This window comes from Microbacterium sp. SORGH_AS_0969, from assembly GCF_030818255.1.
In the GTDB taxonomy this organism is placed as follows: domain Bacteria; phylum Actinomycetota; class Actinomycetes; order Actinomycetales; family Microbacteriaceae; genus Microbacterium.
In genome coordinates, this window is the sequence record NZ_JAUTAG010000001.1 from 2,160,514 (window position 1) to 2,184,368 (window position 23,855).

At 70.4% G+C, this 23,855-nt stretch carries 20 protein-coding genes; 14 read left to right on the forward strand and 6 right to left on the reverse strand.

The window, feature by feature from the left end:
* Positions 1 to 460: 460 nt before the first annotated feature.
* On the reverse strand, positions 461 to 2,809 hold the full coding sequence (locus tag QE388_RS10005; protein WP_307385092.1) for a YhgE/Pip domain-containing protein: 2,349 nt from the start codon (positions 2,807 to 2,809) through the stop codon (positions 461 to 463).
* Positions 2,806 to 5,724, reverse strand: a complete 2,919-nt coding sequence (locus QE388_RS10010) for an MMPL family transporter (protein WP_307385094.1) — start codon at positions 5,722 to 5,724, stop codon at positions 2,806 to 2,808. The genes QE388_RS10005 and QE388_RS10010 overlap by 4 nt, the downstream gene beginning before the upstream one ends.
* 119 nt (positions 5,725 to 5,843) lie before the next feature.
* On the opposite strand from QE388_RS10010, the gene QE388_RS10015 reads away from it, so the two are divergent.
* Positions 5,844 to 6,470, forward strand: coding sequence for a TetR/AcrR family transcriptional regulator (locus QE388_RS10015; protein WP_275799472.1), 627 nt, complete (start codon positions 5,844 to 5,846; stop codon positions 6,468 to 6,470).
* Here QE388_RS10015 and QE388_RS10020 read toward each other — a convergent pair.
* Positions 6,457 to 7,458 (reverse strand): o-succinylbenzoate synthase, encoded by a 1,002-nt coding sequence (locus QE388_RS10020; protein ID WP_307385096.1) that lies wholly within the window; start codon positions 7,456 to 7,458, stop codon positions 6,457 to 6,459. The genes QE388_RS10015 and QE388_RS10020 overlap by 14 nt on opposite strands.
* 47 nt (positions 7,459 to 7,505) lie before the next feature.
* Here QE388_RS10020 and QE388_RS10025 point away from each other — a divergent pair, with 47 nt between their 5' ends.
* Both QE388_RS10025 and QE388_RS10030 read left to right on the forward strand, forming a co-directional pair.
* The gene (locus tag QE388_RS10025; protein WP_307385098.1) at positions 7,506 to 8,303 is read left to right on the forward strand and encodes an LLM class F420-dependent oxidoreductase; all 798 of its coding nucleotides are present in this window, start codon (positions 7,506 to 7,508) and stop codon (positions 8,301 to 8,303) included.
* A gap of 23 nt (positions 8,304 to 8,326) precedes the next feature.
* A complete protein-coding gene (locus tag QE388_RS10030; RefSeq protein WP_307385100.1) occupies positions 8,327 to 9,382 on the forward strand; it encodes a hypothetical protein in 1,056 nt (351 codons plus the stop codon).
* 30 nt (positions 9,383 to 9,412) lie between these two features.
* Here QE388_RS10030 and QE388_RS10035 read toward each other — a convergent pair whose 3' ends face one another.
* Complete coding sequence (locus QE388_RS10035; RefSeq protein ID WP_307385102.1) at positions 9,413 to 10,546, reverse strand: Fic family protein; 1,134 nt, start codon at positions 10,544 to 10,546, stop codon at positions 9,413 to 9,415.
* Positions 10,547 to 10,707: 161 nt separating this feature from the next.
* Here QE388_RS10035 and QE388_RS10040 point away from each other — a divergent pair, with 161 nt between their 5' ends.
* The 3 genes from QE388_RS10040 to QE388_RS10050 are packed head-to-tail and all read left to right on the forward strand — an operon-like array spanning position 10,708 to position 13,756.
* Entirely contained in the window at positions 10,708 to 11,610 is a 903-nt protein-coding gene (locus tag QE388_RS10040) for a 1,4-dihydroxy-2-naphthoyl-CoA synthase (RefSeq protein WP_058596855.1), read from the forward strand.
* Positions 11,611 to 11,626: 16 nt separating this feature from the next.
* Positions 11,627 to 12,778, forward strand: a complete 1,152-nt coding sequence (locus tag QE388_RS10045) for an AMP-binding protein (protein WP_307385103.1) — start codon at positions 11,627 to 11,629, stop codon at positions 12,776 to 12,778.
* A gap of 6 nt (positions 12,779 to 12,784) precedes the next feature.
* Positions 12,785 to 13,756 (forward strand): 1,4-dihydroxy-2-naphthoate polyprenyltransferase, encoded by a 972-nt coding sequence (locus QE388_RS10050; RefSeq protein ID WP_307385105.1) that lies wholly within the window; start codon positions 12,785 to 12,787, stop codon positions 13,754 to 13,756.
* A gap of 71 nt (positions 13,757 to 13,827) precedes the next feature.
* Here QE388_RS10050 and QE388_RS10055 read toward each other — a convergent pair whose 3' ends face one another.
* Positions 13,828 to 14,166, reverse strand: a complete 339-nt coding sequence (locus QE388_RS10055; protein ID WP_307385107.1) for a DUF4229 domain-containing protein — start codon at positions 14,164 to 14,166, stop codon at positions 13,828 to 13,830.
* 74 nt (positions 14,167 to 14,240) lie between these two features.
* On the opposite strand from QE388_RS10055, the gene QE388_RS10060 reads away from it, so the two are divergent.
* The 3 genes from QE388_RS10060 (at position 14,241) to QE388_RS10070 (ending at position 17,383) form a co-directional block, all read left to right on the forward strand.
* On the forward strand, positions 14,241 to 14,645 hold the full coding sequence (locus QE388_RS10060) for a PLD nuclease N-terminal domain-containing protein (RefSeq protein ID WP_307385109.1): 405 nt from the start codon (positions 14,241 to 14,243) through the stop codon (positions 14,643 to 14,645).
* A 3-nt stretch (positions 14,646 to 14,648) separates the two neighbouring features.
* Positions 14,649 to 16,442 (forward strand): 2-succinyl-5-enolpyruvyl-6-hydroxy-3-cyclohexene-1-carboxylic-acid synthase, encoded by a 1,794-nt coding sequence (gene menD / locus QE388_RS10065; RefSeq protein WP_307385111.1) that lies wholly within the window; start codon positions 14,649 to 14,651, stop codon positions 16,440 to 16,442.
* Positions 16,443 to 16,525: 83 nt separating this feature from the next.
* Positions 16,526 to 17,383, forward strand: a complete 858-nt coding sequence (locus QE388_RS10070) for a polyphosphate kinase 2 family protein (RefSeq protein WP_275797037.1) — start codon at positions 16,526 to 16,528, stop codon at positions 17,381 to 17,383.
* A 13-nt stretch (positions 17,384 to 17,396) separates the two neighbouring features.
* Here the strand turns inward: QE388_RS10070 and QE388_RS10075 are convergent, their stop codons facing one another.
* Complete coding sequence (locus tag QE388_RS10075) at positions 17,397 to 18,611, reverse strand: isochorismate synthase MenF (RefSeq protein WP_307387110.1); 1,215 nt, start codon at positions 18,609 to 18,611, stop codon at positions 17,397 to 17,399.
* Positions 18,612 to 18,857: 246 nt separating this feature from the next.
* On the opposite strand from QE388_RS10075, the gene QE388_RS10080 reads away from it, so the two are divergent.
* The 5 genes from QE388_RS10080 (at position 18,858) to QE388_RS10100 (ending at position 23,809) form a co-directional block, all read left to right on the forward strand.
* Positions 18,858 to 19,421 (forward strand): DUF402 domain-containing protein, encoded by a 564-nt coding sequence (locus QE388_RS10080; RefSeq protein WP_058596861.1) that lies wholly within the window; start codon positions 18,858 to 18,860, stop codon positions 19,419 to 19,421.
* A gap of 9 nt (positions 19,422 to 19,430) precedes the next feature.
* Positions 19,431 to 20,147 carry a demethylmenaquinone methyltransferase gene (locus QE388_RS10085; RefSeq protein ID WP_307385113.1) on the forward strand — a complete coding sequence of 239 codons (717 nt, stop codon included), beginning with the start codon at positions 19,431 to 19,433 and terminating at the stop codon, positions 20,145 to 20,147.
* 109 nt (positions 20,148 to 20,256) lie between these two features.
* Positions 20,257 to 21,318, forward strand: a complete 1,062-nt coding sequence (locus QE388_RS10090) for a polyprenyl synthetase family protein (protein WP_307385115.1) — start codon at positions 20,257 to 20,259, stop codon at positions 21,316 to 21,318.
* A 38-nt stretch (positions 21,319 to 21,356) separates the two neighbouring features.
* Positions 21,357 to 22,730 (forward strand): FAD-dependent oxidoreductase, encoded by a 1,374-nt coding sequence (locus QE388_RS10095; RefSeq protein WP_275797031.1) that lies wholly within the window; start codon positions 21,357 to 21,359, stop codon positions 22,728 to 22,730.
* A 302-nt stretch (positions 22,731 to 23,032) separates the two neighbouring features.
* A complete protein-coding gene (locus QE388_RS10100) occupies positions 23,033 to 23,809 on the forward strand; it encodes an NYN domain-containing protein (RefSeq protein ID WP_307385117.1) in 777 nt (258 codons plus the stop codon).
* The last annotated feature ends 46 nt before the right edge of the window (positions 23,810 to 23,855 follow it).

Consider the following 23,855-nt stretch of genomic DNA (forward strand, 5'->3'; position numbering starts at 1 on the left):
CATTCCCCAGAGCCGTGCCGCTGTCGCGTGGCTGAAGAACTGGCCGGGGTGCAGTCGTGGGAGATATGTCCGGCAGCGCTCGAGAACGGAATCGACGGGCACGTCAGCCGACGCGCGCACGCCGTGAAAAGGCGCGTTCAGGTCGCGCGCTATCAGCCGACGACGCGGGACGTGCAGTTCGTCGGCATCCTGCACATGAAACGCCGCGCCGAGGTTTGCGGGCAAGGGCCGGGGAGGTCGCATCGCGCCATCTCACCGGACTTCCGTCCGGCGTTTCGCTGTCCCCTCTCGTCTGTGGAGAGAACACCGCCCTGTGCAGAAGGAGTCGCCGCGTCTGCTCCCATCGCGTCGTGGACGGCCGCACCCCGTCGAGTGTCCAAGACACGCCGTTATGAAGGTGGCGGTTACGGCGTGTTTTGGACACTCAACGAAGGAGAAGGGATGCGGCGCCGCGCCCCGCCTACGCCGCGGCGAGCACCGCGGCGGCGCGCGCCGACGTCGTGCGGCGCCGGACGACCACCAGCGTCGTCACGATCAGCGCGAGCACGCCCCAGACCGCCAGCCCGGCGACACCGGCCCCGACTCCGCTTGCCGACGACAGGGCGCCGAGCATCGCGTCGTAGGCGGGGGAGGTGGGCAGGAGCGACGCGATGCCGGCGAGTACGGGCGGAACCGTCGAGACGATCGTCGCGGCGAGGGCCAGGCTGCCGACGATCGCGGCGATCCATCGCCCGGCTCCACCGAACAGCGCGACGAGCGCCTGGTGCACCGCGGCGAAGGCGACACCCGCGGCGACGCACACGAGCGCGAACAGGGCCCAGTCGCCCCAGTCGTACTTGGATGCCACCTGCACCACCCCCGCGACCAGCAGACCCTGCACGGCGCCGACGAGCGCCGCGGGCGCGAAGCCGCGGAGGGCGACGAGCGCCGACGGGCGACGGCTGGTGAGCGCGCGGGCCGAGACGGCCTGGAACGCGACGAACGACGCCAGACCCCCGAACCACAGCACCGCCATCGCGAGCAGGGGGACGGCTGCGGCTCCGAAGAGCGAGTCGCTCGTCCCGGTCGCCGAGACGGGGTCGGCGACCACGTCGGCGAGGGTCGTCGCCTGCGCATCCGTGTACTTCGGTAGCTGCGCCACGGCGCTGTCGAGGCCGGAGGCCAACGACGAGGTTCCGGATGCCACCTGGCTCACGCCGTCGGCGAGCTGGCCTGCGCCGGTCTCGGCGCCCTGGGCTCCGTCCGCGAGCTTCGCGGCGCCTCCCGCGGCGCTGTCCGCACCGCTGACGAGCTGACCTGCACCGTCGGCGGCCGTGCGCGCCCCGGTCGCAAGCTGCCCGGCACCGCCGGCCGCGGCCTGAGCGCCGTCGGCCAGCTGCGTCGCACCCGAGCCGAGCTGCGAGGCACCCGCGCCGAGCTGTCGCGCGCCGTTGCCGAGGTCGCTCGCACCGCCGGCTACTCCGTCGATTCCGCCCGCGATCGTGTTCAACCCCGTCTCCGCATCGCGCGCCCCCGATGCCAGTCCTTCGGCACCGTCCGCGAGCTTCGCATTGGCGTCGGCGATCGCGCGGACGCCCGCCGGCAGCTCGGCCGCCTGCCCGGCGATCTTGCCGATGTCGGTCACGGTCTGCTGGGCGTTCGGCAGTTCGGCGTTCGCGCGGTCAGACGCGGCGCGCAGCTGCGTGCACAGGTCGGGGGTCTTCTCGGGGTCGCACGAGTCGGCGAGACGTTCGAGGTCTCCGGCCGCGGTGCCCAGCGCCTCGTTCACCTTCGGCGCTGCCGCGGCGACCTCCTTGGCGGTGTCCTCGAAGCCCGGGGGGATGGCATCCGCGATCTGACCGACTTGCGTGGCCAGCTGCCGATTGCCGTCCGCGATCCCGTCGGCACCCGTCGCGAGCTTGCCGACACCGGAGGCCGCGTCGCGGGTGCCGTTCGCGAGACTCGTCGCTCCCGCTGACAGCTTGTCGGCCCCGCCCGCGAGGCCGTCGAGTCCGCCGGAGAGCTGGCCCGCACCGTTCGCGAGATCGCCGGCGCCCGCGGCGAGCTTGCCCGTCCCGTCAGCGAGTTGGTCGGCGCCCGTGGCGAGCTGGCCGACGCCGCCGGAGAGCGAGCCGACACCGGTGGCCAGCTGACCGAGACCCGTCGAGAGGTCACCCGCTCCGTTCGACAGCTGCCCCAGGCCGTCTCGCAGGCCGTTCGCGCCCGTCGCGGCCTGGCCCGCGCCGTCGGCGAGCTGGTGCGCGCCGCTCGCGGCGCTGCCGAGCTGGTCGCTCAGGGTCGTGAAGCCGAGGAAGACGTTCTTCAGGTACTGCGACGACAGTTCGGTGCCGAAGACCGAAGAGGCGGTGGATGCCAGGGTCGCGGTGATCGCGCCGTCCACGACGCGCGCGTTGGGCGCGGTGGCGACGTCGATCGTGGCCTTCTCGGGCGTCTCTCCGGGGCGGGTCGACAGCGAGGCAGCCGTGAAGTTCTCGGGGATCGTGACGACCGCCGTGTAGGTGCCGTCCTTCAGGCCCGCCGCCGCGTCCTCGTCGTTCGAGATGACCCAGTCGATGTTGCTCGCCTGGTCATCGGCTCCCTTGACGAGTCCGCCGGTGAGCTGACGACCGAGCGGCACCAGCTGCCCATTGAGCTCGACGGCCTTGTCGTCGTTGACGATCGCGGCGGTCATGTTCTCGAGTCGGTCGGTCGGGTTGTACAGCGCGCCGACCAGGATGCCGCCGATGACGGCAGGCAGCAGGAGCACACCGACGAGGGTGCGCCAGGTCACGGGGCGGCGTGAGCGCGAGCGCTCGACGGGGAGAGTCATGCGAACACCTCGGAGAGATCGGCGAAGGTTTCGGGTTCGGTGCGGTGCCCGCGCGGCGTCGGCAGGGCGAGGGATGCCACGTCGGGGCGCAGCGCCTCGGACAGGAGCGCGAGGGCCCGGCGTTCGTCGCGCGCCGAGACGATGAGCGTGAACGGGGACGACGCGTCGCCGGAGCGTTCGCGTGCCTCGGTGGCGGCACGCCGCAGCACGTGCGCCACCTCGTCGCGGGCGTCGTCGTCGAGACGGTCGACGTCCGAGACGACCACGATGCGCGTGCCGCGACCCACGGCGTCGGCCACGGTGCGAGCCGCGTCGGCCGTGTCGTCGAGCAGGGCCACCCCGACACGGGCTCGGACGGCCCCCGCGCGCTCGGGGACGAGCAGACCGTCGACGCGCAACCGACCCTCGATCCCGGCGAGGCGTCCCGACAGGGCGAGCAGGAGCGTGCGGGTCATCCGACTCTCGCCGGTGACCAGGAGGGTTCCGCCGTATCCGAGGCGCAGTGAGATGTCACGGAACACCGGCTGGTCGGCATCCGAGGATCCGACGGCGGTCAGCTCGTCGGCCGCGACGGCGATGGCGGGTTCGCTCGGCCAGTCGGCGAGCCGCACCTCGCGCTCGACCGCCTCGCCCTCGACGTCGAGCTTCGGCAGCAGACGGTCGAGCCAGCGCGGCATCCACCAGGCCTTGTCGCCGAGCAGGGCGAGAACCGCCGGGACGAGTGTCATGCGAACCAGGAACGCGTCGACGGCGACGCCGACGGCGAGGCCCAGGGCGATCGGTTTGAGGCTCGAGTCTCCCTCGGGGACGAATGCGACGAAGACGGCGAACATGATGACGGCGGCGGCGACGACCACGCGAGCCGAGCCCACGAACCCACTGCGGACGGCACCGAGCGCGACCTCGCGCGGCGTGCGACCCTCGCGGTTCGCGTGGACGTAGTCCTCTCTCATGCGCGAGACGAGGAACACCTGGTAGTCCATCGCGAGGCCGAAGAGCACGCCCATCACGACGATCGGCATGAAGCTGATGATCGGGCCGACCTTCGCGACGTGCAGGGCGTCGGCGAACCAGCCCCACTCGAAGACCGCGGCGACCACGCCGAACGACGCGGCGACCGAGAGCAGGTATCCGCCCGCGGCGGTCAGGGGAACCCAGATCGAGCGGAAGACGATCATCAGCAGGATCAGCGAGAGGCCGACGACGAAGATCCCGAACGGGAGGAGGGCGGCGCCGAGCTGATCGGAGATGTCGATCGTGACCGCGGTGTAGCCGGTGACGAGAAGGCGCACGCCGAACTCGTCGTACAGCCGCTGCTCCTGCGAGCGCAGCTCGCGCACGAGATCGGCGGTGCGCGGATCGTCGGGGGCCGTCTCGGGGATGATCTGGACGATCCCGGTGTCGGCGGTCTGGTTCGGGGTGGCGAGGGCGACCTCGGCGACGCCGGGGATCTTGGCGATCTCGTCGCCGATGTCCTTCATGAGGTTGAGCGGATCGTTCGAGGTCACGATCGTCCCGGTCATGATCAGCGGGCCGTTGGCGCCGGGACCGAAGTACTCGTCGGTCAGCTCGTACGCGACGCGCGCGGGGTTGCCCGGGGGCAGCTGCCCGGCATTGGGCAAAGTGAGGGCGAGGCTCGTGGCGGGGATCGCGGTGATTCCGAGCAGGCCGATGACCGCCACGGTGGTGACCAGGGGATGCCGGGTGACCAGGCCCACCCAGCGACGGGCCGGGCCGTTGCGCTGGGCGCGGATGGCCGCGGTCTCCGCCTTCTTCTCGCGCTCGGCAGCGTCCGCCGCAGCGGCCGCAGCGGCCGCGGCGACCGTGGCGTCGTCGGCGGGCCCGGTGGCCGCGCGGGCACGGCGGGAGGGCTTCTTCGGCCTCTTGAAGCCCCACCCGACCACGCGGTGCCCGGCGAAGCCGAGGAAGGCCGGGGTGAGCGTGAGCCCGACGCACACGGCGATGGCCACGGCGACGGATGCCGCGATGCCCATCGTGGTCAGGAACGGGATGTTCGCGAAGCCCAGACCGATGAGGGCGATGAGGACCGTGATCCCGGCGAACACGACGGCCGAGCCGGCGGTGCCGACCGCGCGGGCGGTCGACTCCTCGGGGTCCATCCCCGCCCGTGTCTGGTCTTGATGTCGCGACACGATGAACAGCGCGTAGTCGATGCCGACCGCGAGCCCCAGCATGACCGCCAGCAACGGGGTGGTCGACGAGACGGTCGCGAAACCTGTCGCGATGAAGATCAGAGCCACCGAGAGGGCGACGCCGAGCAGGGCGGTGGCCAGCGGCATCCCGGCCACGAGGAACGAACGGAACGTCACCATCAGCACGAGGGCGGCGATCACGACGCCCAGGGCCTCGGTGAGGGATGCTCCGGGGATCTCGGTGGCGAAGAGCTGTCCGCCGAGGATGGCCTGCGCGCCGGACGGGAGCGCGGAGCCGAGCGCCGTCGTCGCCTCGTGCAGAGCGTCCTCCGTCGCCTGAGGGACGGAGGACGCCTCGCCCGCGAACTGGATGCGCACGATCGCGGCGCGGTTGTCGTCGGCGATGCTGCCGGAGATGTTCGCGTCGTAGGGGTCGGTGACGGCCTCGACGAAGTCGAGCGTGCCGATGTCGGTGGTCGTCTTCTGGATGGCGTCCTGGTACGCCTGATCGCGCACGCTCGCGCCGTCGGCCGCGACGACGATGATCTCGGCGCTGGCCCCGCTGACCTGGGGGAAGGTGCGGTCGAGCATCTCGAGACCGGCCTGCGACTCGGTGCCGGGGATGGCGAAGGTGTTGTCGGTTCCCTTGGCGAGGAGAGCGACGCCGCCGCCCGCGAGCACGAGGATGAGCAGCCACGCGCTCAGGACCCGCCACGGGTGACGGAACGACCAGCGGCCCAGGGTGTACAGGAAAGTTGACACGGTGGCGGCTCCCACGATCGGCGGACAGTCGATACATCACCGTATCGGATACAACAATGTATCGTAGTCGCGGGGAGAGGACTCGAACCTGAGTCTCGGGTGTGAGCAGGAGGATGTGGATGACGGATACGGCACCGGCGCCGTCGCGTCGACGGGAGAACACGCGCACGCGTCTCATGGATGCCGCGGCCGAGATGTTCGCGGAAGTCGGCATCGAGGCCGCCTCGGTCGAGGCGATCTGCGAGCGAGCGGGATTCACGCGCGGTGCCTTCTACTCGAACTTCGCCTCGAAGGAGGAACTGTTCCTCGCGCTGTGCGCGCGCTCCGCCGAGACGACCATCGCGTCGGTCCGCGCGCGCGTGACCTCGATCGAGGATCGGGGGCTGAACGGGGCGGGCGATGTCATGCAACTCGTCCAGGAGGTGCTCGAGGCGACCGGCGAGGACCGCCTCGATGTGCTCCTCGGCGCCGAGACACGTTTGCAGGCCCTGCGCAATCCCGAGTTCGCCGAGGCCTATCTGACGCTGAACCAGGGGCTCGGCGAGAGCGTCACGCAGCTCGTGCGCGACATCGCTGACGCGCGGGGGCTGGCGTTGCGGGTCCCCGCCGAGGTGGCGACGGAGCTCCTGCTCGCGGTGTGGATCTCGACGTCCGAGACCGCTCTGCTGACCAATCAGGCGGTGACCGTGTCGCGCGTCCAGCTGGCCGAGCGTCTGTCGCAGGTCGTGGGCCTCATCCTCGAGTGAGCTCGAGCGCGGCGTGACAGCGCCGCAGCCGGTCCAGCCACAAGTCGCGACGATCGTCGTTCGCCGCGACGCGATCGAGATCAGCGGTATTCGGGCGCGGGCGCTCAACGGGCAGGACTCCGCCCCGGGCGCGGAGCGGGGATGCCACCACGTCGGCCGTGAAGAGCGACGCGGTGCCGAGCCCGCAGTCGTAGTCGAGCGCGGGGAGCGCCGCGGCCAGGGCGACGCCCATCGAGAGGCCGATCGACGTGTCGAGAGCGCTCGAGACCACCGCGGGCAGTCCCGCCTGCGCGACGATGTCGAGCGCCGCGCGCACGCCGCCGAGCGGTTGGGCCTTGACGACGAGCAGATCGGCCGCTCCCATCCGCGCCACCCTCAGCGGATCGTCGGCCTTGCGCACGCTCTCGTCGGCGGCGATCGGGATGTCGAGGTACGCGATGCGCTCGCGCAGCTGCGCGAGTTCGTCGACCTCGGAGCAGGGCTGTTCGACGTACTCCAGGTCGAACTCGGCGAGGGCGTGCACGGCCCGTTCCGCCTCATCGACGTTCCAGGCGCCGTTCGCATCGACGCGCACACGACCCTCGGGACCCATCGCCGACCGGACCGCCCGCACCCGCGCGACATCGTCGTCGAGCACCTGCCCCGCCTCGGCGACCTTGACCTTGACCGTCCGGCATCCGTCGTACCGGGCCAGGATTCCCGGGACCTCGGATGCCGCCACGGCGGGCATCGTGGCGTTGACGGGGACCGTATCGCGCCGGGCCGTCGGTGCGGGGTTCCAGCCGAAGTCGAGGGCGGCCGCGAGCCACGTCACCGCTTCCGCGTCGGAGTACTCCACGAAGGGCGAGAACTCCGTCCACCCCGCGGGCCCCTCGAACACGACCGCCTCGCGGGCCTCGACACCGCGGAAGCGGGTGGCCAGCGGGAGGGAGACCACCCGCGCCGTCGCGAGGATGTCGTCGAGCGGGGGGAGGGGCGCGGTGCTCATCTCCCCATCCTGGCCCGCGTGTCCACGCCCGGGAATAGGCTGGCGCCATGCTCTTCGACACTCCGGTGCGCCTCGGCGTCCAGATCCAGCCGCAGCACGTCCAGTACTCCGACATCCGCGATGCCGTCTTCCGTCTCGAAGAGATGGGCGTCGACATCCTGTTCAACTGGGATCACTTCTTCCCCCTCTACGGCGACCCCGACGGCGAGCACTTCGAGTCGTGGACCATGCTCGCGGCGTGGGCCGAGCAGACCGAGCGCGTCGAGTTCGGCGCGCTGGTGAACTGCAACAGCTACCGGAACGCCGACCTGCAGGCCGACATGGCCCGCACGATCGACCACATCAGCAAGAAGGGCGGCGACGCCGGCCGCTTCATCTTCGGCACCGGCTCGGGCTGGTTCGAGCGCGACTACGACGAGTACGGCTACGAGTTCGGCACGGCCGGCTCGCGCCTGAACGCGCTCGCGACCGACCTCGACCGCATCGTCGATCGCTGGGGCAAGCTGAACCCCGCTCCCACCCGCAAGATCCCCGTGATGATCGGCGGAAAGGGCGAGCAGAAGACCCTTCGCATCGTCGCGAAGCACGCCGATATCTGGCACAGCTTCGTCACGCCCGACGAGCTGCCCCACAAGCTCGGCGTCATCGAGAAGTGGGCCGAGACCGAGGGGCGCGACCTCTCGGGCCTCATCGTCTCGAACGAGCTGAAGGACCGCGACGAAGAGGTCGCGGACGCTCTCTTCGACGCGGGCACCCGCCTGTTCACACTCGGCTTCTCGGGCCCCGAATGGGACTACTCGCTCATCGAGCGCTGGTTGGCCTGGCGCGACGGCAAAAATAGCTGACCCCGGTACGCCATGATGAGCGCATGACCCTTCGTCGTGCCCTCCTGGTGGCCGCTGTCGCAACTTCCGTCGTCCTCACGTTGCCCGCGTGCGCGGGACTGAACGATCCTTCCGACGTCGACTCCCTGGTCGCCGAAGGGTCGTCGTTGTCGTCGGCCTCCCCGACGACCCCGACGACCCCGACGACCGACGCTGCGACCGTTTCCGTGCCGCTCGTTCATTCGCCCTCGGGCGGTCTGCGTCTGTACACCACCATCTCCGTAGGCGGCGGCGCGCCTTTCCTCGTCATGCTCGACACGGGGTCGACCGGACTGTTCGTGGAGCCCGGTGTCGTCGGGCCCGAGGTGACGAAGACCTCGACGCCGTTCAAGGTCGGCTATGTCAGCGACTCGCTCGAGACCGACCTCGCGACGGGATCCTTCTCGATCGGCGGTGTGCAGACGACGCAGGACATCACCTTCGGCATCGTCACGACGAAACAGACAGAGGCGATCTACGGCACCGAGGCCCAGGGCATCATGGGTGTGGCCCCTGTCGCCGCCGAGACGGCGTCTGCGGGCCTGCTCTCCCCGTTCGTGCAATTGCCCGCCCCCTACGACCAGGGCTTCCAGGTCGACATCTCGGCGACGGACTCGGGCACCCTGCAGATCGGTCGCCCGACCCCGTCGGCCCAGACCGTCACCACCCCGCTGTCGACGGTGCCTTCGCCTGCGTCCATGAGCGGCACGACGTTCTACAACAAGGACGTCACGCTGTGCTGGACGGTGGGCTCGAATGCGGCGAACTGCGGCCCGACCGATCTCGACACCGGGGCGCCCAAGGGGATGTTCGACACTTCGGTGGCCGGAGACCTGACCGTCGATTCGGGCATCGTCGCCCCCGGACAGACACTTGCCGTTTCCACGCCCGCGGGGGCACCGCTCTGGACGGTCACGACGGGCGGCACCGATGCGCAGAACAAGTTCGACGTCAATTCCCTGGCGAACGGCACGCTCTACAACACCGGTCTCGGTTTCTATTACGCCCAGGTGGTCGGCTTCGACTGGGTCGCCGGAGAGCTTCAGCTGACTCCCCAGTGACCTGCTCGGCTCGGGCTCATGACTCCTGCGTCAGTCGTCGGAGAGCATCCGCGGGAGGTAACCGAGAGTGTCAAGCCGCCGGATGAGCCGCGTTGCCAAGGGGCCGCGCGACAGGGACAGTCGATAGAACCGCGGTCCTTCCTCGGCGTATTGCAGGAGGTTGCGCTCGCGGAGTCCCCGGATGAAACGAGAACGCTGAGCGGCGCTGCCGCGGATGACGTCCTCGAGATCGCCGGCCTTCACGACACCGCGCTCCAAGGTCACGCGCAAAGCGGCATGAGCCTCACGGCTGACCACACCGTCGCGCAGGAGGCTGTCGAGCGCGGGGCCGACGAGATGGTCGATGACGAACTCGTGACGCTGTAGCTCGATCAATCGAGCGATATCGTCACGGATGCCGCTCACGAAGAACTCCGCCCAGGCGATTGTCCCGTCGGCGGTCAGGCTGTCCGCTCGTTCGAGTGCAGAGATGTAGGCGTCACGATCGTTGCCGAACACCGCCGTCGGGTTGAGAGCGCTGTAACCCCGTGTGGCGAAGATCGTCTTGCGGAGCATCGCATAGGTGAAGAGGCGAGAGACGCGCCCATTGCCGTTGCGGAACGGGTGGATCCAGACGAACCGGTGGTGCGCGATCGCGATCTGCAGCATCTGTTCGTGGAGAGGGCGCTCCGCGTTGGCGAAGTCGAGCAAGGCCGACATCTCGGCGTGCACGGTTACCCAGCTCGGGGGCACGTGCGTCGATTCCGTGATCGCCACGTCTACCTTTCGGTAGGAACCTGGTGTCGGATCTCCCTCGCGAACGAGGCCGTCCACCGTGCGGCGGTGGATCTCGCGGATAAGGGTATGCGTGAGTGCGGCTTCGGCGGGCAAGCTATCGATGAACCGGGCGGTCTCGGCGATGTTCTTGATCTCGCTGAGTTGATCCGCGGTGGACGATATGCCGCTCTCGATCTGATCCAAGGCGTCGTATACCGTCGTGTGGTTCCCCTCGATCCGCGCCGACACCACGCTCATCACGAAGTCGAACAGTCTGTGCAGCTCGAGGTAGGTGTCGCGCGGGGTGTCACCTGTTCCGATGTCGGAGCGGAGCCGTTCGATCTCGAAGAGAATCGCCACGAGTTGTGACTCGAAGTCCAGACGTGGAATCACGTACTTGTCTGTCATGGCTTGCTCACTTGCGGATAGAGGGCAAACTACTTGCACTTAGTGCGCCGAGTTCCCTGTCTTTGCGGTACTAAAGCGCTCACGCCGCGCCGAGTTATTTGCACTCACCGTACTGTAGAACTTGCGTGCACCGTATCCGCAACGTGCGCAGGGAGGTTCCGATGACCGTCTCCGAGCTGTTCGACCCCGCCGAGTGGACTCTCGCGCCCGGTGCCGAGCGATACACCGACATCACCGCGCACGTCACCCACGACGGGAGGATCGCGCGCATCGCGTTCGACCGCCCCGAGGTGCGTAACGCCTTCCGCCCGCACACCGTCGACGAGCTGTACACGGCCCTCGACATCGCGCGGCAGGACCACCGCATCGGCGTCGTCCTGCTCACCGGCAACGGCCCGAGCCCGAAGGACGGCGGCTGGGCCTTCTGCTCGGGCGGTGACCAGCGGATCCGCGGGCGAGACGGCTACAAGTACTCGCACGAGGAGCACGTCGTACACGACCCCGGTCGCGCCGGACGCCTGCACATCCTCGAGGTGCAGCGTCTCATCCGCTTCATGCCGAAGGTCGTCATCGCCGTGGTGCCCGGGTGGGCGGCGGGCGGCGGGCACTCGCTCAACGTCGTCTGCGACCTCTCGATCGCCAGCGCCGAGCACGGTCGTTTCAAGCAGACGGATGCCGATGTCGGCTCGTTCGACGCCGGTTACGGCTCCGCCTACTTCGCGCGCCAGATCGGGCAGAAGTTCGCGCGAGAGGTCTTCTTCCTCGCGGAGGAGTACTCGGCGCAGCGCGCGTACGAGTTGGGGGCGGTCAACCGCGTCGTGCCCCACGCCGACCTCGAGCGCGAGGCCATCGCGATGGCCCGCACGATCCTGACCAAGTCGCCGACGGCGATCCGCATGCTGAAGTTCGCGTTCAACGCGGTCGACGACGGGCTCGTCGGGCAGCAGGTGTTCGCCGGGGAGGCGACGCGCCTCGCCTACGGCACCGACGAGGCGGCCGAGGGGCGCGACTCCTTCCTCGAGAAGCGCGACCCCGACTGGTCCGATGTGCCGTGGCACTACTGAGGCCCGGAGCGACCGCGTGAGGCTCGAGGCCCCGGCATCCGGGGATCCTCGCGATGTCGTGCGCGCCCTGCGGGCGGCGGTGCTCGGCGCAGGTCCTGCCGTCGCGCTCGGGGGAGAGGCGCTGCCGGGCGAGGTACCCGCGGGGACCGCGGCCGTCGTGACCACCTCGGGTTCGACCGGCGTTCCGAAATCGGTGGTGATCTCGCGCATCGCCCTGATCAGCAGCGCCTACGCGACGGCCGCGCGCATCGGCGAGGGGGCATGGCTGCTCGCCGTCCCCGCGACCTACGTCGCAGGCGTCCAGGTGATCGTGCGGGCTCTGCTGGCCGACCGGGAGCCGGCCGTCGTCGCCGGACCCTTCCGTCCCGAGCCGTTCGCGGCGGCGGCCCTCGGCATGGCTTCCCACATCGACGGCGCGCGCGTTCCGAGTTACACCTCGCTCGTCCCCGCGCAGTTGCAGAGACTCCTGGATGCCGCGGACCACGACGACACCATCGCCCAGGCGCTGCGCTCGTTCGAGGCCATCCTCATCGGCGGTCAGGCGCTCGCCCCCGCCGTCCGCGAGCGTGCGGCGGCGGCCGGGGCGCGGATCGTGCGCACGTACGGCTCGACCGAGACCAGCGGCGGCTGCGTCTACGACGGGGTGCCGCTCGACGGCGTCGAGGTTGCGATCGTCGGCGGCGAGGTGCGCCTGTCGGGCCCGACGCTCGCCGAGGGCTACCTCGGCGACCCTGAGCGCACGGCATCCGTCTTCCCGACCGACGAGGCCGGCCGGCGGTGGTACCGCACGGGCGACGGGGGAGAGCTCGTCGATGGCGTGCTGCGCGTGACCGGCCGTCTCGACAACGTCATCGTCTCGGGTGGGGTCAACGTGTCGCTGGACCGGGTCGAGGCGGCGGTGCGCGGCATCCGGGGTCTCGAGTCGGCCGTCGTCGTCGCGATCCCGGATGCCACCTGGGGGCAGGGGTCCGCGGTGATCGCTCCGGGCCTCGACCCTGCCGCCACGAGCGAGATCCTGGCCCGCGTGCGTGACGTGGTCGCTGAGCACGTGGGCTCCGTGGCGCGACCGGCGCGCGTGATCGCCGTCGACGACCTGCCGACGCTGTCGTCGGGCAAGCCCGACCGGGCGTCGTTGGCGCGGCGGTTCGACGGCGCGGGCTTAGGATGACCCTCCGTGGCAGCACAGTCTCGTAAGCGCTCGCGTCCCGCCCCGAAGCGTCGTCCGCACGGCAATCCGCAGAAGCACAAGAGCGGGGCACCGCAGGCCGTGACCCCCGCCACCGCGCGCGACTGGATCGCCGCCGCCCGGCTGCGGACGCTGCCGCTCGCGATCACTCCGGTGCTGATCGGCACGGGAGCCGCGACCCTGGTCGACGACCAGCTCCACTGGGTGATCGCCCTCGCGTGTCTCGCGGTCGCGTTCGCGCTCCAGATCGGCGTGAACTACGCCAACGACTACAGCGACGGCATCCGCGGGACCGATGACGTCCGCGTGGGACCCGGGCGTCTGACCGGCGGCAAGAAGGCGAAGCCGCGCACCGTGCTCATCGTCGCGCTCGCGTTCTTCGCGCTCGCCGCGCTCGTGGGCCTCGCGATCGTCGTGCGCACAGGCCAGTGGTGGCTGATCGCGGTCGGCGCGGTGTGCATCGTGGCCGCCTGGTTCTACACGGGAGGCAAGCGTCCCTACGGGTACAACGCGATGGGCGAGCTGTTCGTCTTCGTGTTCTTCGGCCTGGTCGCGACCCTCGGCACCACCTGCGTGCAGGTGCAGGAGATCCCGCAGGAGGCGTGGTTCGGCGCGGTGGCTGCGGGGCTCCTCGCGTGCGCGGTGCTGCTGGCCAACAACCTGCGCGACATCGATCAGGACCGTCTTGCCGGCAAGCGCACTCTCTCGGTGCTGATCGGCCGTCGTGCGACGCAGGTGCTGTTCACGGTGTTCGTGCTCATCCCGTTCGCGATCTCGGCGTTCCTCGCCCTGTTCTACCCCGTCGCCTGGCTGACGCTGATCGCCCTTCTGGGGGCGCTGTCGTCCGTGCTGATCGTGTGGACCTATCGCACACCGCGCGAGCTGATCACCGCGCTGCAGGTCACGAGCTTCACGTCAGTGGCGTACGGCGCGCTGCTGTTCTGGGCATTCGTCGCCTGAGTCGCGAAGCCGGGTGGTGCTCAGCGCTCGGACGCGTCGGGCTTCGTCCGAGCAGCGAAGCCGGGCTGGGCTCAGCGCTCGGAAGCGTCGGGCTTCGTCGGTTCTGCCGCCGCCTCGGTCTCGGGCGACGCGGCGTCGACCACCGCGTCCTCCGCATCGGCGTCGGCCTCAGCGCCCGAGCGGCGACCCGTCGTGGCGCGAGCGGCGCGGCGCTCGGCGAGACTGCCGGTCACCTGGTCGAGCGGGCGGCGGAGGAAGAGCAGCGAAAGGCTGAGCCCGATCAGGGCGGCGAAGACCGCAGCGAGCCACGGGAGCTCTTGGAACACCGGGAACAGCAGCAGGATGCCGAGCGGCACGAGGAATGCGAGCAATCGCAGGACCGTGTAGACGAGGGCCGAGCGAGCACGCATCTCCCCATTCTACGGCGGGGCACGGGCTCGGCGGCGCCCGGCCCGTGTCCAGCCGACGCACGTAGAATCGGTCCATGGCACGGCTGCTTCTGGTACTGGCGCTCGTGGCGACCGCCTTCTGGGTCTACACGATCGTCGACTGCGCGGTGCAGCCCGCGACGCGACACCGCGGGGTCAGCAAGGGCGCCTGGATGGTCATCGTCATCCTGCTGCCCGTGCTCGGCGGCATCCTGTGGTTCCTCGTCGGCCGCGGTCGCGCGGGTGCCCCCGCGCTGCGGCGCGCGCCGGACGACGACCCCGAGTTCTTGGGACGCCTCTCGCCCGCCGCCCGCGCCGACCAGGACGAGCGCATCCGCCGCCTCGAAGAAGAGCTGGCACAGCTCGACTCCGAAGCCGACGACCCGCGCGATGCACGCCCGGAGACCCGGGACGACCCCGGCGACGACGATGCCCGCGGACAGCGCGGCGCCGTCAGCTGACCCGTGAGCACGCCCATCGAGCGCGCCGCGGCGCCCGCGACCGACGCGGCATCCGCCCTCCTCGCCGGCCTCGTCGCCCGCGGGGTCCGGCATGTGGTCGTCAGTCCCGGTTCGCGCTCTCAGGCCCTGGCCCTCGTGGCCGCCGACCTCGAGCGGGCGGGCCTCGTGCACCTGCACGTGCGCATCGACGAACGCGTGGCCGGATTCACCGCCCTCGGCATCGGCCGCGAGACCGGCATGCCGGCCGTCGTCGTCTGCACCTCGGGCACCGCGGTCGCCAACCTGCTGCCCGCTGCTCTCGAAGCCCACCACGCCGGTGTGCCGCTGCTTCTGCTCACGGCCGACCGTCCGCCCGAGCTCCGCGGCGTCGGCGCGAACCAGACCACCCGCCAGCCCGGGCTGTTCCGCGCGGCCGCGCGCTTCGAGGCCGACCTTCCCGTCCCCGAGGCCGTCGACCACGACGGCACCGCCGAACAGACCGCCGAGTTCGACGCGGTCGCGGCGACAGCTCTCGCCGCTTCCCTCGGCGAAGGGGCGCGAGCGGCGGGCCCGGTCCACCTCAACGTCCCGCTGCGCGAGCCGCTCGCGGGCGCCGCTCCGGAGTGGCTCATCGAGCGCGCCACCGCGCGGCCGGTGGCCCCGCCCGTCGACCTCGAGAGCGACGGCGAGGCCGAGGCATCCGGTGCTCTTTACCAGGGCGGAGGCGGGATCGGGGTCGCGGACGTCGCCCCCGAGACCGAGGCCGCGTTCCTCCTCGAGCTCGGGCCGCGCACGATCGTCGTCGCCGGTGCCGACGCCGGGCCGGCCGCCGAAGAGCTCGCTCACCGCGGCGGCTTCCCGCTCGTGGCCGAGATCGTCAGCGGGGCACGGTTCGGGCGCCAGGTCGTGCACGGGTATCGCGCGCTGCTGCGTGACCCCGAGCTCGGCGGCCGCATCGAGCGCGCGGTGGTGCTCGGTCATCCAACCCTCAGCCGCGAGGTCGCGACACTCCTCGGACGCGAAGACGTCGAGGTGATCGCGGTGCGCGGGCCCGGCGAGCCGGTCAACCTCAACGGGACGACCCAGGGAGTGGATGCCATCCGCGTCGCGGGCGGCGAGATCGACCGCGCGTGGCTCGGCGCGTGGATGCGCGCGTCGCGCGAGGCGGCGGTCGACCTGTCTCCGCCCGCCCCGGACGCCGACGGTCTCGCCTCGGCCGTGCCGCACGAACGCCTCGGGGCGATCAACGCCGAGGTCGAGGTCATCCGCGCCCCGCTCGACCGCGCCGCTCTGGTGGATGCGCTGTGGCGGGCGACGTGGCCGCACGACCGCCTGATGTTCGGATCGTCCCGCCTGGTGCGCGTCGCCGACGAGCTCCTGGGCGGCAAGAAGGTGTCGGTACATGCGAATCGCGGACTCGCCGGCATCGACGGTACGGTCGCCACGGCCACCGGGATCGCACTCGCGAGTCAGATCGAGGAGCGCCCCGGCGTGACCCGCGTGCTGCTGGGCGACCTCGCGTTCCTCCACGATCTCGGCGCGCTCCTGCTGCCCCCGGGCGAGGAGGAGCCCCGCCTGCAGGTCGTCGTCGGCAACGACGGCGGGGGCACGATCTTCGACGGCCTCGAGGTCGCCGCCGTGGCCGGTGCCGACGCGATGGAACGCGTCCAGTACACCCCGCAGACGGCACGCCTCGAACAGCTCGCCCTCGCGTTCGGCTGGGAGTACCACCGCGTCACCACGCGCGTCGCCCTCGACCAGGTGCTCACGGCCCCGGGCGGCGGGCGGCAGCTCATCGAGGTCCCGCTGCCGCGCTGAGCTCCCGCCGCGCTGACCTCTCGCAGGATCACCTTCGCGTCAAGGCGTGGCGCGATGTCGGTGGTTCGCGCCACGATGACGGGATGAGCACGAGCGAAAGATGGTCGGTTCCCGCGTCCGAGGCGTTGAGCGTCGCCCCGGGATTCCGCCTCGCCGACATCGACACCCGAGCCACCCCCGGGTATGACGGGAAGAAGGCCGACGGCCAAGCCGATCTCGAGGCCGGGATCGCCCCGCTCTCGGGTCTGCAAGAGCGTCTGTTCGCCCAGAGTGTCGCCGGCACGGCGACCGGTTCCGTCCTGCTCGTGCTGCAGGCCATGGACACCGCCGGCAAGGGCGGCATCGTGCGACACGTCGTCGGCTCCGTCGACCCTCAGGGTGTCGAGCTCGCGTCGTTCAAGAAACCGACCGCCGAAGAGCTCTCGCACGATTTCCTGTGGCGCATCCGTAAGCGGCTTCCGGATGCCGGCCGGATCGGCGTCTTCGATCGCTCACACTACGAAGACGTGCTGATCGGTCGTGTCCGCCAGCTCGCCCCGGCGGACGAGATCGAACGCCGGTACGGTGCGATCGTCGGATTCGAGGCCGAGGCGGCGGATCTCGGCATCCGGCTCGTCAAGGTCATGCTGCACATCTCGAAGGACGAGCAGCGCGCGCGTCTCGCCGAGCGTCTCGAGCGGCCCGACAAGCACTGGAAGTACAACCCGTCCGACGTCGACGAGCGCGAGCTCTGGGACGACTACATGGACGCCTACCAGGCGGCGATCGAGCGCACGTCGACGCCGCTCGCGCCGTGGCACGTCATCCCGGCCGACCGCAAGTGGTACGCGCGTCTCGCCGTGCAGCGCCTGCTCATCGACGCTCTCACCGACATCGATCCGCGGTGGCCGGCGGCCGATTACGACGTCGACGAAGAGAAGCGCCGCCTCGCGGCATCCTGACCCGGAACCCGGCTCAGGCGAGTGCGTCCACGATGGGCCGGAACTTCACGCGCGTCTCGAGCAGCTCCGACTCCGGGATGCTGTCCGCGACGATCCCCGCCCCCGCGTAGGCGGTGATCGGCGCGGTCGGGGACGAGGGCTCGGCGCGATCGATCTGGGCGCACCGCAGCGCGATCGCCCACTCGCCGTCGCCCGAGGCGCCGATCCAGCCGACGGCCCCGGCGTAGCGCCCACGGTCGAACGGCTCGAGGCGGCGGATCACGTCGATCGCCGCGTTCGTCGGCGTTCCCGCCACGGCCGCGGTGGGGTGCAGCACGCCCACGAGATCGAGCGACGACGCCGCCTCGCTGAGCACGCCCTCGACGTCGGTGGCGAGGTGCCACACGTTGGGCAGCTTGAGGGTGAAGGGCTGCTCGGCCGCCGCGAGCGCCGAGGTGTGCGGACGGAGCGCCGTGAGCACGCTCTGCACGGCGAACCGGTGCTCCTCCTGGTCTTTCGTGCTCTCGGAAAGAGCGAGGGATGCCGCGGCATCGGTGTCGGCGTCGGCTCCGCGGGCCACGGTCCCGGCGAGGACTCGCGCGGTCACCGTCCCGCCCGACACAGTCACGAGGGTCTCGGGACTCGCGCCGATCAGCCCGTCGACCGCGAAGACCCAGCAGTCCGGGTAGCCCTCGTGCAGCGACCGCACGAGACGGCGGAGGTCGGAGCCCGCCGGGATCGTGCCGGTGATGTCGCGCGCGAGGACGACCTTTCCCACCTCGCCGGCGTGGATCGCCTCGACGCCGAGGCGGACGGCATCCTGGTACGCCTCAGCGGTCTGGCGGCCAGGGCCGAGGGTCGCCGACCAGTGCGGTCCAAACGGGGAGCGGGGCGGTAGCTCGGGTTCCGGCTCGTCCGGGGTGTCGTCGAACGCGAGACGCGTGACCCACGCGCGTCCGCTGTGGCGGCCGACGATCGTTCCGGGCACGCGCAGGACGCTCTCGCGCTCGGACCGGGGGTCGAAGACGAACGATCCGAAAGCCACGAGTCCCGTGCCGGGGAGCTGTACGGGGTCGTCGACCTCGGCGGCCGCCGCGATCGCGCGCCACCGGTCGGCGACGCTCGCGTCGCCCGGACGTGCGCCCCGATAGCGCAGGGTGAGCAGGTCACCGAACGCGGCGAGGGACTCTCCGCGACGACTCCAGAAGAGCGGGTCGTAGGGGGTGGTGTACGCGAGCACATCGTCCATCGGGGGCAGCTCGCGCGTCACCACGCGCAGGCGCGGCACGGCGTCATCCGCGGGTTCGATCACGTTCTCGAGCGTAGACCCGCTCTCGGCGGGGCTCTCGGCAACCGTTCGCCGTCGACATAACGCCGTGCATCCGTGTCCGTGACCGTTTCGGGCATGCGTGTCGGTGCAGGTGCCCCCGGCGCGTCGGGCGCGCGGTGCCGCGGGATGCGCCAGGGTGCCGGTGGCCCGTTTTAGACTCGCGACATGTCCTCCCGTCCCGCTCCCGGCACGCGCCTGATGTTCCGCTGGCGCAAGTGGGACGGCTCACCCCACTGGGTGCAGGACAGCGTCTACCTCGGATCCGACGACTGGGGCGATTGGTTCGGCCAGCAGGTGGGCTGGCGCAGCGCGCGCCCCGGGGCCGAGTTCGTCTGCCGCCAGCCCAACGTCACGCTGGTTCCCGCGAGCGGCGACTGGGCCTTCACCCACAACGCCGCCCCGCACCCGGTGGCCGTGTACATCGACCTCGCGTGGGACATCCGGTGGAGCGACGACGGGGTGCCCGGCGGCATCGACATGGATCTCGACGTCGTCCGCCGCACCGACGGTCGCGGCACGTGGATCGACGATCGCGACGAGTGGGACGAGCACCGCGTGCAGTACGGCTACCCCGGCGACATCGTCGCGCACCTCGAGGCCACCGCCGTCGAACTCGAGCACCGTGTGCGCGAGGGCATCGCGCCGTTCTCCGACGCCGTGACCGGGCCGTGGCTCACGCGTCTGGCCGAGCTCGCAAGCCCCGAAGACCCGCCGCGCCCGCCCGCCTAGACTCGACGGGTGAGCAGCGACCCCAACCGCGCCGACCTCGGCAAGGACCCGCAGCGTGTCAGCGGCATGTTCGACCAGGTGGCCCCCGCCTACGACCGCACCAACACCGTGCTGAGCCTCGGCAACGACCGCTTCTGGCGCGCCGCGACACTCCGGGCCGTCGCCCCGAAGCGGGGCGAGCGCATCCTCGATCTCGCCGCGGGCACCGGGACCTCGTCGATGGCGTTCGTCCCCAGCGGTGCGCACGTCGTCGCGGCGGACTTCTCGAGAGGGATGATCGCCGAGGGACGCCGTCGCCACGGAAACGTGCCGAACCTCGAGTTCGTGCAGGCGGATGCCACCGACCTGCCGTTCCACGACGAGGAGTTCGACGCGGTCACGATGTCGTTCGGGCTGCGCAACGTCAATGATCCGCGGCGCGCTCTGCGCGAGCTGCTCCGGGTGACCCGTCCCGGTGGCCGGATCGTGGTGTGCGAGTTCTCGCACCCGCCGTCCCGCGCGTTCAACGGCCTCTACCGCCTCTACAACGACCGCGTCCTGCCGATCGCCGCACGCGCGGTCAGCTCGAACGCCGAGGCGTACGACTACCTCAACGAGTCCATTCGCGACTGGCCCGACCAGCCGACGCTCGCCAGCTGGATGCGCGACGCGGGCTGGGATGCCGTGGCCTACCGCAACCTGTCATTCGGCATCGTCGCTCTGCACCGCGGCATCCGCCCCGCCTGATGCGTGCGGCGCGACCGACGCGTGCGCACACGACCTCGCTCCGCAGACAGCCTGTCAACCGTCGAGATAGCCGAGGGACGGCGCGAGCGCGCCAGGATAGGCTGAAACCGTGACCCCGAGACTGCCCGCGGCCAGCACCCGCCTGTCGGGCAAGCTGGGCCTGAGTGACCGCATCTTCGCCGGCCTGCGTTCGCGCACCCTGCTGTCGACCGTCGAGGCGGGTCTCGCGCGCGTCGAGGGCACGCTCGAAGAAGAGGTGCGAAGCGCCGATCGCCTCGCCGACGTCACCGCCCGGTACCTGTACGAGGCCGGTGGCAAGCGCGTCCGGCCGATGCTGGCGATCCTCACGGCGCAACTCGGGCGCGGAACGACGCCCGAGGTCATCGAGGTCGCCACTGCTCTCGAGCTGACGCACCTCGGCTCGCTGTACCACGACGACGTCATGGACGGTGCCGACAAGCGCCGCGGGGTGCCGAGCGCCCAGACGGTGTGGGGCAACAACATCGCGATCCTCACCGGTGACCTGCTGTTCTCTCGCGCGAGCCAGCTCATGGCCCGGCGCGGCGAGCGGGCCATCCAGCTCCAGGCTGACACCTTCGAGCGGCTCGTGCTCGGGCAGATGCATGAGACCGTGGGCCCTGCGGAGGGCGACGAGCCCGTCGACTTCTACCTGAAGGTGCTTGCCGACAAGACCGGTTCGCTCATCGCCGCGGCCGCGCAGTGCGGCGTCATCTACTCCGGCGCCCCCGAAGAGTTCGAAGAGCCCATGGTGGTCTTCGGCGAGAAGGCGGGCGTCGCTTTCCAGCTTCTGGACGATGTGATCGACCTCTCGCCGGACGCGTCCGAAACGGGCAAGGTGCCCGGCACCGACCTGCGCGCGGGCGTGCCGACGATGCCGTACCTGCTGCTCGGGCACCGCTCCGACGCCGCGTCCGCCGATCTGCGCACGCGCATCGACGAGGGGCAGGAGCGCATCGCGGCCGGCGCCGACCCGGCGATCCTCGACGCTCCGCTCGCCGAGCTGCGCGATCACGACACGACGCACGAGACGCTCCGCCTCGCGCACCAATGGTCGCAAGAGGCGATCGACGCCCTCGTACCGCTGCCCGACGGTGCCGTGCGCGAGGCGCTGACGCGCTTCGCCCGCGCGGTCGCCGATCGTTCGGCCTGACTTTTCCACCACCCCCCGATCCCGATCGAGAGGACCCCATGACGAAGCTGCGCCTCGCCATCGTCGGAGCCGGCCCCGCCGGCATCTACGCCGCCGACATCCTGCTGAAAGCCGAGCGTCAGTTCGACGTCTCGATCGACCTGTTCGAGCAGCTTCCGGCACCCTACGGTCTGGTCCGTTACGGCGTGGCTCCCGACCACCCGCGCATCAAGGGCGTCATCACGGCGCTGCGCGAGGTGCTCGACCGCGGTGACATCCGCATCTTCGGCAACGTCCGCTTCGGCGAGGACATCACTCTCGACGACCTCAAGCAGCACTACAACGCGGTGATCTTCTCGACCGGCGCGATCCGCGACGCCGACCTGGACATCCCGGGCATCGACGCGCACGGCTCGTACGGCGCGGCCGACTTCGTCAGCTGGTTCGACGGTCACCCCGACGTGCCGCGCGAGTGGCCGCTCGAGGCCGAGTCGGTCGCCGTCATCGGCAACGGCAACGTCGCCCTCGACATCACGCGCATGCTCGCCAAGCACGCCGACGACCTGCTGCCCACCGAGGTTCCCGACAACGTGTACCAGGGGCTGAAGGCCTCGCCCGTCACCGACGTCCACGTCTTCGGCCGCCGCGGTCCCGCGCAGGTGAAGTTCACCCCGCTCGAGCTCCGTGAGCTCGGCGAGCTGCGCGACGTCGACATGGTCGTCTACGACGAGGACTTCGACTACGACGAGGCCTCGCTCGCCGCGATCCAGACGAACAAGCAGGTCAAGGTCATCGACCGTGTGCTGCAGGAGTGGCGTACCCGTCCGGGCGTGAACAACGCCGGGGGAGAGGCATCCCGTCGCCTGCACCTGCACTTCTGGGCCAAGCCCGTCGAGGTCGTGAAGGATGCCGAGGGCCGCGTCGCCGCATTCCGGTACGAGCGCACGAGGCCCGACGCCGAGGGCGGCGTCGTCGGCACCGGCGAGATCCGCGAAGTGCCGATCCAGGCGATCTACCGCGCGGTCGGCTACTTCGGTTCTCCGCTGAAGGACATCCCGTTCGACGAGCGCCACGGCGTGATCCCCAACCACGAGGGCCAGGTGCTGTCGGCCGAGTCGAACGAGCGCATCCCCGGCGTCTACGCGACGGGCTGGATCAAGCGCGGCCCCGTCGGCCTCATCGGACACACGAAGTCGGATGCCATGGAGACGGTGCGCCACGTCATCAACGACCAGAGCGAGTGGTGGCGTCCCGCGCACCCCGAGGAAGAGGCGATCCCCGCCCTGCTCGAGGAGCGCGGCGTCCGGTGGACCGACCTCGACGGCTGGCACCGCCTCGACGAGCATGAGATCGCCCTCGGCGCGCCGCACGAGCGCGCCCGCATCAAGGTCGTTCCGCGCGACGAGATGATCGCGATCTCGCGCGGCGAGTAACCCGCGTTCTCGAAGAGCCGCCCCGTCTCCGGACGGGGCGGTTCGTCGTTCGCGCGCGCGTGCCGCGCCACAGGGTGAAATCCCCAGGATGCAGGTATAGCTCCCCTCCGTGATGGGTGTTCGCACCCCGTCAGCCCCGGTAGCGTGGCGCCGGCGACGTACGTTCATCCACCGAACGGAACTCGCAATCTCGGTCGATGCACCTGCTGGTCGATGGCGCCGGAACGTTGCCCCGAACGTGCGGAGCGGCGCGTCGATGAAAACAAAGACGCCCTCCCGGAAGAGGGCGTCGGGCAGCGATCGTGACAATCAACCGCTGCTGTGGTGTCCGCCCAGTTTATCACCGCAGGGAAGTGGAGGGGAGTGTGGAAGCCGCAGAAGCAGAACGTCTCATCGTCTACATCGATGGCTTCAACCTGTATCACGGCCTGCACGACGCGGCTGGTAACCGGCTGCTGTGGCTCGACATCGTCAAGCTCGCGACAACTCTGCGGCCGCGGTCAGCTCTCGTTCAGGTCACGTACTTCACCGCCATCGTCCTGAACGAACCCGATGCGCAGGCTCGCCAGGATCGGTACCTCGCCGCGCTCCGCAGCTTGCACCCGAGCCGATTGACCGTGATCAAAGGCCAGTTTCAGGAGAAGTCTCGGACCTGTCGATCGTGCGGGGCGACATGGACCAGCTACGAAGAGAAACAGACGCATGTGAACATCGCTGTACACCTCGTCGCCGACGTCGCCGCGAACAGGGCCGAATCGTTCATGCTCATGACCGCCGACACCGATATCATCCCCGCCGTGAAAATGGCCTGGGGCGCGAATCCCAACGCACACATCTTCGCTCACTTCCCTCCTCATCGTGGTTCAGACGCCATGCGTCGTCTGATGCCCGCATCGCGACGCACCACCCTTGCCCGCGTGGAGAAGTGCCTGCTCCCTGCGGTCGTGAAGTCTCAGGACGGCGCAACCTTCCGGCGGCCCGAGAAATGGGACCCTTTGCCCGCCTCCGATGTCGTTGCTCCTCCGGCTGCGGCTGGTGAGCACGTGTGTTCATCGCCTCCACGGCAGCCCGGTAGCTGAGGTCGCGCGAGTACCATCCCCCGATCGGCGGGGGCAACCCTCGTGC